This window comes from Pseudomonas sp. URMO17WK12:I7 (genome assembly GCF_003269045.1).
Taxonomy (GTDB): Bacteria; Pseudomonadota; Gammaproteobacteria; order Pseudomonadales; family Pseudomonadaceae; genus Aquipseudomonas; species Aquipseudomonas putida_J.
This window is the reverse complement of the sequence record NZ_QLTL01000005.1, coordinates 32700-44352: the sequence shown is the minus strand read 5'-3', so window position 1 is coordinate 44352 and position 11653 is coordinate 32700. Positions and strand designations below refer to the sequence as shown.

Below are 11653 nucleotides of genomic sequence, written 5' to 3'. Positions count from 1 at the left end.
GGGAAGTGCCGGGTTGATGTGAACGGTGCGCGCGTCAGATTACCACTCGAAGATCTTCCAGGACGGGATCAGCATGTCCGGTTGGTCGGAACGAATGAAATTGGCATCAGTGCCATCGGCGCGGACCAGGAAATACGGCTTGCCGTTTTTCGGCGTGATCTTGATTGCATACAGGAAGCCGTTCTGCCGGTATTCCTGGATGGTTTTGTCGCCTTCCGTGCGAATGGTCACCTCGGGATCGGCCGAGGGGGCGTCTTCCGCCGCCAGGGTGACGACCGGCATGGTTGCCAACAGGCCGAGCAGTAACAGGCGATTGAGTGTACGCATGATAACCTAGTCCCTTTGTCGTCATTGATCCGGCTATTCTAGCTCCGGACCCGCCGAAAAGGTTGATTCTGCTCATGAGCCAAGCGCCCCTCGTCCTGGTGGACGGTTCCTCCTACCTCTACCGCGCCTTCCATGCGCTGCCGCCGCTGACCACTTCCAAGGGCATGCCGACCGGCGCGGTCAAGGGTGTGCTGAACATGCTCAAGAGCCTGCGCAAGCAATACCCCGACAGCCTGTTCGCCGTGGTCTTCGACGCCAAGGGCGGGACGTTCCGGGATGCCATGTTCGCCGAGTACAAGGCCAACCGCCCGAGCATGCCCGATGACCTGCGTGTGCAGGTCGAGCCCTTGCACGCCAGCGTGCGGGCGCTGGGTTACCCGCTGCTGTGTGTCGAAGGCGTCGAGGCCGATGATGTGATCGGCACCCTGGCGCGCAGCAGTGCGGCGCAGGGCCGCGCGGTTATCATCTCGACCGGCGACAAGGACATGGCGCAGCTGGTAGACGGCCATGTGACCCTGGTCAACACCATGACCGGCAGTGTGCTGGACATCGCTGGCGTGCATGAGAAATTCGGCGTCGGCCCTGAGCACATCATCGACTTCCTCGCCCTGATGGGCGACAAGGTCGACAACATCCCGGGCGTACCCGGCGTGGGTGAAAAGACCGCTGTTGGGCTGTTGACCGGAATCGGCGGTGGCCTGAGCGACCTGTACGCCAACCTCGACAAGGTTCCGGGGCTGGCCATCCGTGGCGCCAAGACCCTGGCCGCAAAGCTCGAAGAGCACCGCGACGCTGCGTTCCTGTCCTATGAGCTGGCCACCATCAAGTGCGATGTGCCGCTGGATGTGGAAGTCGAAGCGTTGGTCTGCGGCGAGCCTGACCGCGAGGCGCTGCTTGCGTTGTACACCGAGATGGAGTTCAAGAGCTGGATTGCCGATGTGCAGCGCGATGCGGCCAAGGCCGGCGATGCCGTCACGGCGGTCGAAGAGCCGGCCGCCAAGGTCGAGCCCAAGTACGAGACCATTCTCGACCAGGCGCGCTTCGACGCCTGGCTGCAGAAGCTGCGCCAGGCGCCACTGTTTGCTTTCGACACCGAGACCACCAGCCTGGACGCCCAGCAGGCGCAGCTGGTTGGCCTGTCATTCGCCGTCGAGCCCAATGAAGCTGCCTATGTGCCGCTGGCCCATGACTACGAAGGCGCCCCGGCCCAATTGGACCGTGAGGCTGTGCTGCTGGCGCTGAAACCACTGCTGGAAGACCCGGCCAAGGCCAAGGTCGGGCAGAACGCCAAGTACGACATCAACATCCTTGCCAACAACTCGCCAGCCATCGAGATGCGTGGCGTCGCTTACGACACCATGCTCGAGTCGTACGTACTCAATTCCACCGCCACCCGTCACGACATGGACAGCCTGGCGCTGAAATACCTCGACCACGCCACCATTGCCTTCGAGGACATCGCCGGCAAGGGTGCCAAGCAGCTGACCTTCAACCAGATCAACCTGGACAAGGCCGGCCCTTACGCCGCCGAGGATGCCGACATCACTCTGCGTCTGCACCACGCACTGCAGGCACGCCTGGCGCAGACGCCGAGCGTGCAGACGGTGCTGATGGACATCGAAATGCCGCTGGTGCCGGTGCTGGCCAAGATCGAACGCCAGGGCGCGTTGGTCGATGCAGCGTTGCTGCAGGTGCAAAGCGGTGAGCTGGGCGTAAAGATGGCCGAGCTGGAGCAGCGCGCCTACGCGCTGGCCGGCGAGGAGTTCAACCTCGGCTCGCCCAAGCAGTTGGGGGCGATTCTGTATGACAAACTGGGCATGCCGGTACTGAGCAAGACTGCCAAGGGCCAGCCCTCCACCGCCGAGGCAGTGCTCGACGAGCTTGCCGAGCAAGGCTACCCGCTGCCCGAGGTGCTGATGCAGTACCGCAGCCTCAGCAAGCTCAAGAGCACCTACACCGACAAGCTGCCAGGGCAGATCAACCCGCGTACCGGGCGTATCCACACTTCCTACCAACAGGCCGTGGCTGCCACCGGTCGCCTGTCGTCGAGCGACCCGAACCTGCAGAACATTCCGATCCGCACCGCCGAGGGCCGGCGCATTCGCCAGGCCTTCGTTGCCAGCCCCGGCTACAAGCTGCTGGCGGCGGACTATTCGCAGATCGAACTGCGCATCATGGCCCACCTGGCCAAGGACGAAGGGCTGCTGCACGCCTTCCGCAATGATCTGGACGTGCACCGTGCCACTGCTGCGGAAGTGTTCGGCGTGGCGCTGGAAGAGGTCACCACCGAGCAGCGTCGCAGCGCCAAGGCGATCAATTTCGGCCTGATCTACGGCATGAGTGCGTTCGGCCTGGCCAAGCAGATTGGCGTCGACCGCAAGCAGTCGCAGGATTACATCGACCGCTACTTCGCCCGCTACCCGGGCGTGCTGGCCTACATGGAGCGCACCCGCGCCCAGGCCGCGGAGCAAGGCTTCGTCGAAACCTTGTTCGGCCGCCGGCTGTACCTGCCGGACATCAACGCCAAGAACCCGGCCCTGCGCAAGGGCGCCGAGCGCACCGCGATCAACGCGCCGATGCAGGGCACTGCCGCGGATATCATCAAGCGCGCCATGGTCAACGTCGACAACTGGCTGAACGAGAGCGGCCTGGACGCGCGCGTGATCCTGCAAGTACACGACGAACTGGTGCTGGAAGTACGTGAAGACCTGGTCGACCAGGTGAAAGATGAAATTCGCACGCACATGAGCAACGCCGCGCAGCTGGATGTTCCGCTGGTGGTCGAAGCAGGTGTTGGTTCGAATTGGGACGAAGCTCACTGATTGAGCCAGGAAAGGTGTGTAGGATCTGCGACGTAGTGACGCGGATCCTGGCATGGCTCGATGCCACTCGTTCGGGGGTTTCATGAAACTATCGAAAATAGTTTTGAGGGCTCCGGAACTAAACAGGTGAAGCGGAACTCAGAGTAACTGAATGGCTGGTGAAGCCTTTCGATGCTCCTATGTTGTGTTAAGTGTTGGCAGATACCTGGACCCCGCCCTAGCGGTCCAGACTTGAACCCCGAACTTCCCCCTCCCCATACGAAGTCCGGGGTTTTTTTTGCCCGGAATTTGCCTTGCAGGCTCTATCGCCCCTTCCGTAGGAGCGGCCTTGTGTCGCGAAAGGGGCGTGCAGCGGCCCCAGGGTGCCAGCTTCATAGCAAAAATTGCCGGGGCTGCTGCGCAGCCCTTTCGCGACACAAGGCCGCTCCCACAAGAGCGGCGCTGTTGAGGCCATCAAACAGCGGGCTTGTCTTCCAGTTCCATCCAGTCCGCCAGCACCCGATAGGCCTCTTCCAGGCCCAGGCGTTTGGGCGCCGAGAACAGCTGGATGGTCACGCCATCACCCCAGCCCTTGCGGATTTCCGACTGCACCTTGAGCAGGGTGTTCTTGCCGGCACCGTGGGTCAGCTTGTCAGCCTTGGTCAGCAGGATGTGCATCGGCATGCCGCTGGCCTTGGCCCAGTCGAGCATCATCTTGTCGAAATCGGTCATCGGGTGGCGGGTATCCATCATCAGGATCACCCCGCGCAGGCACTCGCGGCTGCCGAGGTACGCCTCCAGGTGCTTCTGCCAATGCTGCTTGAGCGGAATCGGGACTTTTGCATATCCGTAGCCCGGCAGGTCGACCAAACGCCGTTCATCGTCCAGACTGAAGAAATTCAACAGCTGGGTGCGCCCTGGGGTTTTCGAGGTACGCGCCAGGCTGGCATGAGTCAGGGTATTGAGGGCGCTGGATTTGCCGGCGTTGGAGCGGCCGGCGAAAGCCACCTCGTAACCCTGGTCGTCCGGGCATTGTTCGACCTTGGCAGCGCTGAGGGCGAATTTGGCTTTCTGGCAGAGGCCGAGGATGGGGTTCTTGACTTGCATGGGATATCCGATGTGGGTGTTGCCAAAGCCTAGGCCGGCAAGCGGTGTCGTTTCCGTTTGGATGGCGGAAGTATATAATGCCCCAGTTTTTGTGTGCTCATTCTCCCAGCGAAGGGGAATGTGCATGGGGTGTCGAACAATAGCTCGCGCATCAGAACGCAGCGCGTCCCCCAACCCTGTCAGGTCGTTTCGCATGGCGAAATGGCTGCTAGCTGTCGGTATGTTCCTGCCGTTTTTCAGCGCACAGGCTACACAGGATCCCGAGGCGTTGTACAACCGCACGTGTGCGGCCTGTCACGCCGGGCAGTTGCCACAGGCACCCAAGAAGGGTGACCCGGCAGCTTGGGAGCCAAGGCTGGCGCAAGGCATGGAGCAACTGGTGGTGCATGTTACCCAGGGTTTCAAGGCTATGCCGCCGCGTGGATTGTGCATGGACTGCAGTGCCGAGGACTACCGTTTGGTCATCCTTTGGATGAGCGGCAGTCCCGATACATAACATTTCACCCTTAGCCGTGTTGGATTAGCTGATGAACAAACTAGTCGTGAGTCTGCTGTTGACCCTGGGTGTCGCAGGTGCGGCCACTGCTGCAGAACCCATCAAAGGCGATGCCGCCGCTGGCCAGGCCAAGACAGCCGTCTGTGGTGCCTGCCACAACCCTGACGGCAACAGCCTGGCGCCGAACTTCCCGAAACTGGCCGGCCAGGGCCAGCGCTATCTGGAAAAACAATTGCACGACATCAAGTCGGGCAAGCGCACCGTGCTGGAAATGACCGGCATGCTGGCCAACTTCAGCGACCAGGACCTGGCCGATATCGCCGCCTGGTTCGCCAGCCAGAAGGGTAGCGTCGGTGCCGCCGATCCCAAGCTGGTCGAACGCGGCCGCGCGCTGTTCAATGGCGGCAACCTGGAAAAAGGCATGCCCGCCTGTACTGGCTGCCACTCGCCCAATGGTGCAGGTATCGCCCTCGCCGGCTTCCCGCACCTGGGCGGTCAGCATTCGCAGTACGTGACCAAACAGCTCACCGATTTCCGTGAGGGCAACCGCACCAACGACGGCGACGCGATGACCATGCGCACCATCGCCGGCAAGCTGAGCAACCACGAGATCGAAGCCCTGGCCAGCTACATCCAGGGCCTGCATTAACATTCGGTTAATGCTGCAACGCTAAAGATGAAAGGGCGGCGCGGACCGCCCTTTTTTCTGTCCGCAGCCGTTACACTACAGAACTCGGGCCCTTCGCCGCCGGTCTCAGCACAGGTCGCGTCGAGGCGACCAATGAATGCTCAGGAGTAAAGCATGCGTAAACTGATTCTCAGCGCCGCGCTGGTCGCTGCCAGCGTCTTCGGTATGACTGCCGTTCAGGCTGCGGAGCCTGCCACCGCCGGCAAGGAATACATCGAGCTGAGCAACCCTGTTCCGGTATCCCAGCCAGGCAAGATCGAAGTGGTCGAGCTGTTCTGGTACGGCTGCCCCCACTGCTACCACTTCGAGCCGACTATCAACCCGTGGGTCGACAAGCTGCCCAAGGACGTCAACTTCAAGCGCGTACCGGCCATGTTCGGCGGCCCATGGGACGCTCACGGCCAGATGTTCCTGACCCTCGAAGCCATGGGCGTCGAGCAGAAGGTTCATGCCGCAGTCTTCGACGCCATCCAGAACCAGCGCAAGCGCCTGACCGACCCGAAAGACATGGCCGACTTCCTCGCCACCCAGGGCGTCGACAAGGACAAGTTCCTCGCCACCTTCAACTCGTTCGCCATCAAGGGCCAGGTCAACCAGGCCAAGGAGCTGGCGAAGAAGTACGAAATCACCGGCGTACCGAGCATGGTGGTCAACGGCAAGTACCGCTTCGACCTGGGCACCGCTGGCGGGCCGGAAGGCGTGCTGAACGTCGCCGACCAACTGATCGCCAAGGAGCGCGCCGCTAAGTAAGCGGCGTATCCCATGCCCCGCTTCAGAAGCACGCGCGGCATTGGCCTGCACCAGCCGCAGGTCAACGAGCATCACCTGCAGGCCCCTGGCCTGCCTGAGGATGGTCGTCTGCGGCTGCTCAGCTTCAACATCCAGGTGGGCATCAGTACCGAGCGCTACCGGCATTACCTGACCCGTAGCTGGCAGCACCTGTTGCCGCACACGGGGCGGGCCAGCAACCTGCAGAAAATCGGCCAGTTGCTCAGTGATTTCGACCTGGTGGCCCTGCAGGAGGCCGATGGCGGCAGCTTGCGCTCAGGCTACGTCAATCAGGTGGAGCACCTCGCCCAGCTGGGCTCTTTCCCCTACTGGTACCAGCAGCTCAATCGCAACCTCGGGCGTTTCGCCCAGCACAGCAATGGCGTGCTCAGCCGCCTGAAGCCGCAACTCCTCGAAGACCACCCGCTGCCTGGCCCAGCCGGCCGTGGCGCGATCCTGGTGCGTTTCGGTGAGGGTGAGGATGCGCTGATCGTGGTCATGATGCACCTGGCCTTGGGGGCCAAGACGCGCGCACTGCAACTGGCCTACATCCGTGAGCTGATTGGCGGCTACCGCCATCAGGTGCTCATGGGGGACATGAATACTCACGCTACCGACCTGCTTGAACACTCGCCCCTGCGCGACCTGGGCCTGATCGCCCCTCAGGTTGAAGCCACCTTCCCCAGCTGGCGCCCGCAGCGCTGCCTGGATCACATCCTGCTCAGCCCGAGCCTGACCCTGGAACGGGTCGAGGTACTGGCACAGCCGATTTCCGACCATCTTCCCGTTGCGGTAGAGATCCGATTGCCTGATGCACTGACTGTGGATACGCTGCCGGTCTTGAGCTAGATCAGCTAAAGCGCGGCAAGCCCTCAAGTGTTCGAGGGGCCCGCCGACAGCGTGTAATTACACAGCCCACAGATGCATTACCCATCGCGGATCCAGGCATGACCGAAGAAGCCGAGCGCTGGAAAGAAAAATACCTTAAAAGCATCGAACAGCAGGAAAAACTCGAGCGTCGCTGGGACGCGCGTCTCGACCTGTTGCGCCGTGGCCTGGTGCGAAGCACCCTGGCGGCTGAAGGCAGTGACAAGGTCGTCGACCAGTGCATGAAGGAAATGCGCGAAGTCATCCGCAGCGACAACATGGACGCCGGCCTTGCCGGCCTGATTCCGCGCTTGGAAAAGGCGGTGCTGGACTCCGAACAGCGCCGGGAAACCCGCATGAATCAGGTCAGTGATGCCCTGAATGCGCTGGTTACCCAGCTTCAAGCGTTGCCGTTGCCAGGTGACGTTGCACGGCCTCTGAAAAAACTGGCAAAAAAGCTCGATGGCGGTGTTGCTCAGTCACGTGAGCTGCCACCCTTGCTGGGTGAACTCAGTGGCCTTCAAGGCCGCGCCCTTTCTTCCCTCAGCAAGGCGGATGACGAGGCCCGGCCGGGGTTACTGCAGCGCCTGTTCGGTAACCGCGATAACCAACCGCAGGTAGAAGACGCTGTAGCTGCACAAGCTCAGCCGGAAATCGCCCTCGCCGCAGCCCAACCGCAACCGGATGGGCCTGTACTGGTGGACTTGCCGCCGCGTGATGTGGACGAGCTGCAACCTCTACCGACGGCGGTGGCTGCCCCGATGCCTGAAGAGGATGCTGATGCAGCCGAGCCAGAGGTGCTCGCAGAGCCCCATACGGTTGAACAAGAAGATCATCCGCAGGCCGTGCAACAGCCTGAGCCTGAGCCTGAGCTTGAGTCCGTGCCAGACGAGCCTGCCGAAGTGCAGGAGTCGCCTGAGCAGCCGGCGGCCCAAGTGCCAGCGACACTTGAAGAAGTGTACGGTGAGGACGGCCCCTACTCCCTTCCCGATGCGGTAGAGCCGCCCTACAGCCAGGTCGCTGCACACATCGAGCAGACCCTGATCGGCCTGCTGGACGACCTCAGCCTGCCGGAACGCCACAAGGCCCAGGCCCTGGAGATGCGCGAGCGGGTGGCACGCGGGCTGAACTGGTATGAACTGATACCGGTCCTCGATGACCTGGCCGTGCTCATGCTGGCGATCACCGACAGCGGGCAGCACGAATTCGAGACTTACCTGCAGCAGCTCAACGAACGCCTCGAAACCTTCCAGAGCCACCTGCACGAAGCCAGTGCGGGTCATGCCGACAACAGTTCCGCTGCGCGCGAACTGGACAGCCAGCTGCGCGAACAGGTGGATGGCCTGCAAAGCAGTGTGCAGGGCGCAGCCGATGTGGATAGCTTAAAGCACATTCTGGAAAACCGCCTGGAAGGGCTGCTTGGCACCATGGACGAGCACCAGCATGAGCGTGATCGCCGCGAGCAGGAGCTTGCCGGCCGCCTGCAGGGCCTGGCCGAGCGGGTGGCCAGCATGGAGCAGGAGGCGCTGGGCTATCGCGAGCACCTGGAAGAACAGCGGCAAAAGGCGCTGATCGATCCGTTGACCGGTTTGCCCAACCGTGCGGCCTGGACCGAGCGGGTCGAGCAGGAAATGATCGACTGGCAGGAGCACGGTGGCCATCTGGCCATGGCAATTCTCGACCTGGATCACTTCAAGCGCATCAACGACAGCTACGGCCACCTGGCTGGCGACAAGGTACTGAAAATCGTTGCCGACCAGTTGCGCAAACGCATGCGCGCACGTGATTTCATTGCCCGGTTCGGCGGCGAAGAGTTCGTGCTGTTGCTGCCGCAGACATCGCCGGCAGCCGCTGCTCAAGTTGCTGAAGTGCTGCGCGCGGCGATCGAGGCCTGCCCGTTCCATTTCAAGGGCGAACGTGTGGTCATCACCACATCCATCGGTTTGAGTACCTTCCGTTCTGGCGAGCGTGGCGACCAGGTGCTAAAGCGCGCCGATGCCGCCTTGTACCGGGCCAAGGAGCACGGCCGTAACCGTGTGGAACAAAGCTGAGCGAGTGGCCTGCACGCGCATACGTTATGCTATTGCGTTACTGCCTGATTACCTTGGCCTCCTACATGAAAGCGCTATTTTCTGCATTGCTGCTGATGGTGCTGGCCGGTTGCTCGACCGGCCTGCGCATCGACCGCAGCCACCCTTCCGCCAACCAGGACAACCGTATCCAGTTCGTCGTCCTGCATTACACCAACGCCTCGCTGGAGCGTTCGCTGGCATTGCTGACCCATGGCGAGGTCAGCGCCCATTACCTGATCGGTGACGGCCCGGGCACGGTCTACCAGCTGGTCGACGAGAACCGCCGCGCCTGGCATGCAGGTGACAGTCAGTGGCAGGGGCGCACCTGGCTTAATTCCAGCTCCATTGGTATCGAAATCGTCAACCCGGGCTTCGACGAAACCGCCAATGGACGTGTCTGGTACCCCTACAGCGAGGCACAGATCCAGTCGTTGATCGCGTTGCTCAAGGACATCGTCAAACGCAACAACATCGAGCCGCGGCACATCATCGGTCACAGCGACATTGCCCCCTCGCGCAAGCTCGACCCAGGCCCGCTGTTCCCCTGGAAGCGCCTGGCGGATGCAGGCCTGGGTGTCTGGCCCGAGCCCACTGCCGTCGCCCGTCAGCAGGCTTACTTCAACGTCAATCCACCGACCATCGGCTGGTACCAGCAGGAGCTGGCGCGCTTTGGCTATGCCATCGAGCAGACCGGGCAGCTCGATGTAGCCACGCGGCACGTCATCGCAGCCTTCCAGATGCACTTCCGTCCGCAGCGTTTTGACGGCATGCCGGACGCGCAGACTGCGGCGATGCTGTCGGTGCTCAACCGCATGCGCTAAGGCGAATTGCATTCGGGCGCCAAACGGCAAAGCCGATTCTCATTCCAGTTGCTATACCTTGTTAATCAACTGGATGCTGCCCATGTCTGCCCTGATTTCTGCGTTGCGCCAATTTTTTTACCGCCCCTGGATGCTGGCCTCCTTGGCAGCATTGGCCAGCGCCGCAGTATTGCTGACCGCCAGCATCGGTATCGCGCTGCAGCAGATGAAGGAAAGCGAGAGCGCGCAGATGAACGCCCAGGGCGAGCGCTTTCTCGACCGCCTGGAGCAGGTGTTCGGCCAGCTGCGCGAGGGCGTGGACGAACTGCAGGCGCAATCGCTGCGCGGCTGCAGCCCGGCGATGATTTCGGTGTTGCAGCAGGTTGGCCTGGGGTCGCGCTTCATCTATGAAGCGGCTTATGTAGATGCCAATGTCGCCTGCTCCAACCGGGGGGGAGCAAGGGCCTTCGTGCCAACCCGAGCGCCGGATATCCAGGGCCCGACCTACAGCTACTGGCTCAATACAACCACTGAACCCAACGAAAACCTCGCCGCCTTGATGCTCGCCCGGGGTAATTTCCTGGTTTCCACCTCACGCGGGCACCTGACCGATGTGGTCGACCTGCCACCGGGCGGCAGCTTGCTGGTGGTGCTGGATAACGGCACCCGCGCTATTCCCGTGCTGGGCCCGCCCCAGGCCTGGCCGCCGACCAGTGGTTGGCCGCCTCCCAGCCAGAAGTCCTTGTTCGAGCTGCGTGATCGGCTGGTCTATCGCATGCCGACCAAGTCGCCTGACTATCAGCTGGTGCTGATCGCTCCGCGGGCCAGCCTGCCGTTGCGCATGAACGGCATGCTCTGGCTGCTGTTCCCCGGCAGTGTGCTGGCGGCGTGCTGCATTGGCTGGCTGGTGTTGCAGCTGATCCTGCAGCGGCGTTCGATGAGTTCCGAGCTACAGAATGCCCTGCGCCGGGGCGAGCTGCAGGTGCTGTACCAGCCGATCATCGAGCTCGACAGCCGTCGCTGTGTCGGTGCCGAGGCCCTGGTGCGTTGGCGGCGCCCGGACGGATCGCTGACCAGCCCGGACTTGTTCATCCCCTTGGCGGAAAACACCGGGCAGATCCGGCAGATCACCGATTTTGTACTGCAACGGGTGCTGGAGCAGTTGGGCCAGTTGCTGCGTTCGCATCGCAACCTTTATATCTCGGTGAACCTGGCCGCCTGCGATGTGATGGTGCCGCGCATTGGCCGGGTGGCGGCACGGCTGCTGGCGCTGCACCGCGTCGCGGCCAGCCAGATTGCCTTTGAAGTCACCGAGCGAGGTTTGATCGACGTGGTAGTGGCGCGGGATAACCTGCAAGCCCTGCGTGCGGTCGGGCACCAGGTGCTGATCGACGATTTCGGTACGGGCTATTGCAGCCTGGCCTACCTGCAGACCTTGCCGGTGGACTGCCTGAAGATCGACAAGGCGTTCATTGATGCCCTGGGGCACGACGCTGCCAGCAGCGGTGTGGCGCCTCACATCATTCGCATGGCCCATGACCTGCATCTGCGGGTGATTGCCGAGGGCATCGAGTGCGAGGCGCAGGCGGTGCTGCTCAACAGCGAAGGGGTGAACTATGGGCAGGGCTGGCTGTTCGCCCATCCGCTCAATGCCCGGCAATTCGCCGAACTGGTGACCCGCGGGCGGCAGCCACGGCGGGCGCGGATCGACGATGAGCCTTGAGCGC

The 11653-nt window shown here is 62.3% G+C and carries 10 protein-coding genes; 8 read left to right on the top strand and 2 right to left on the bottom strand.

Features of this window, described 5'->3' with window-relative positions:
- Positions 1-39: 39 nt before the first annotated feature.
- On the bottom strand, positions 40-327 hold the full coding sequence (locus H040_RS07940; protein ID WP_027917186.1) for a DUF2782 domain-containing protein: 288 nt from the start codon (positions 325-327) through the stop codon (positions 40-42).
- A 74-nt stretch (positions 328-401) separates the two neighbouring features.
- Between H040_RS07940 and polA the strand changes: the two genes are divergently transcribed.
- Positions 402-3149: a DNA polymerase I gene (gene polA / locus H040_RS07935; RefSeq protein ID WP_027917187.1), complete on the top strand. Its 2748-nt coding sequence runs from the start codon at positions 402-404 to the stop codon at positions 3147-3149.
- Positions 3150-3602: 453 nt separating this feature from the next.
- Here polA and yihA read toward each other — a convergent pair whose 3' ends face one another.
- The gene (gene yihA, locus H040_RS07925) at positions 3603-4235 is read right to left on the bottom strand and encodes a ribosome biogenesis GTP-binding protein YihA/YsxC (protein WP_027917188.1); all 633 of its coding nucleotides are present in this window, start codon (positions 4233-4235) and stop codon (positions 3603-3605) included.
- A gap of 193 nt (positions 4236-4428) precedes the next feature.
- Between yihA and H040_RS07920 the strand changes: the two genes are divergently transcribed.
- The 7 genes from H040_RS07920 to H040_RS07890 all read left to right on the top strand — a co-directional run bounded on the left by H040_RS07920 (position 4429) and on the right by H040_RS07890 (position 11649).
- Positions 4429-4731, top strand: coding sequence for a c-type cytochrome (locus tag H040_RS07920; RefSeq protein ID WP_027917189.1), 303 nt, complete (start codon positions 4429-4431; stop codon positions 4729-4731).
- 31 nt (positions 4732-4762) lie between these two features.
- Entirely contained in the window at positions 4763-5380 is a 618-nt protein-coding gene (locus H040_RS07915; RefSeq protein WP_027917190.1) for a c-type cytochrome, read from the top strand.
- Between the two features lie 153 nt (positions 5381-5533).
- A complete protein-coding gene (gene dsbA, locus H040_RS07910) occupies positions 5534-6169 on the top strand; it encodes a thiol:disulfide interchange protein DsbA (RefSeq protein ID WP_027917191.1) in 636 nt (211 codons plus the stop codon).
- Positions 6170-6181: 12 nt separating this feature from the next.
- On the top strand, positions 6182-7036 hold the full coding sequence (locus H040_RS07905) for an endonuclease/exonuclease/phosphatase family protein (protein ID WP_027917192.1): 855 nt from the start codon (positions 6182-6184) through the stop codon (positions 7034-7036).
- 98 nt (positions 7037-7134) lie between these two features.
- On the top strand, positions 7135-9105 hold the full coding sequence (locus tag H040_RS07900) for a GGDEF domain-containing protein (protein ID WP_027917193.1): 1971 nt from the start codon (positions 7135-7137) through the stop codon (positions 9103-9105).
- 65 nt (positions 9106-9170) lie between these two features.
- The gene (locus H040_RS07895; RefSeq protein WP_027917194.1) at positions 9171-9947 is read left to right on the top strand and encodes an N-acetylmuramoyl-L-alanine amidase; all 777 of its coding nucleotides are present in this window, start codon (positions 9171-9173) and stop codon (positions 9945-9947) included.
- Between the two features lie 82 nt (positions 9948-10029).
- Positions 10030-11649 (top strand): EAL domain-containing protein, encoded by a 1620-nt coding sequence (locus tag H040_RS07890; RefSeq protein ID WP_027917195.1) that lies wholly within the window; start codon positions 10030-10032, stop codon positions 11647-11649.
- Positions 11650-11653 lie beyond the last annotated feature (4 nt).

Coding starts and splice junctions, on each gene's coding strand:
- H040_RS07890 (WP_027917195.1), top strand. CDS start 10,030: ATGTCTGCCCTGATTTCTGCGTTGCGCCAATTTTTTTACCGCCCCTGG.
- dsbA (WP_027917191.1), top strand. CDS start 5,534: ATGCGTAAACTGATTCTCAGCGCCGCGCTGGTCGCTGCCAGCGTCTTC.
- polA (WP_027917187.1), top strand. CDS start 402: ATGAGCCAAGCGCCCCTCGTCCTGGTGGACGGTTCCTCCTACCTCTAC.
- H040_RS07915 (WP_027917190.1), top strand. CDS start 4,763: ATGAACAAACTAGTCGTGAGTCTGCTGTTGACCCTGGGTGTCGCAGGT.
- H040_RS07905 (WP_027917192.1), top strand. CDS start 6,182: ATGCCCCGCTTCAGAAGCACGCGCGGCATTGGCCTGCACCAGCCGCAG.
- yihA (WP_027917188.1), bottom strand. CDS start 4,235: ATGCAAGTCAAGAACCCCATCCTCGGCCTCTGCCAGAAAGCCAAATTC.
- H040_RS07940 (WP_027917186.1), bottom strand. CDS start 327: ATGCGTACACTCAATCGCCTGTTACTGCTCGGCCTGTTGGCAACCATG.
- H040_RS07920 (WP_027917189.1), top strand. CDS start 4,429: ATGGCGAAATGGCTGCTAGCTGTCGGTATGTTCCTGCCGTTTTTCAGC.
- H040_RS07900 (WP_027917193.1), top strand. CDS start 7,135: ATGACCGAAGAAGCCGAGCGCTGGAAAGAAAAATACCTTAAAAGCATC.
- H040_RS07895 (WP_027917194.1), top strand. CDS start 9,171: ATGAAAGCGCTATTTTCTGCATTGCTGCTGATGGTGCTGGCCGGTTGC.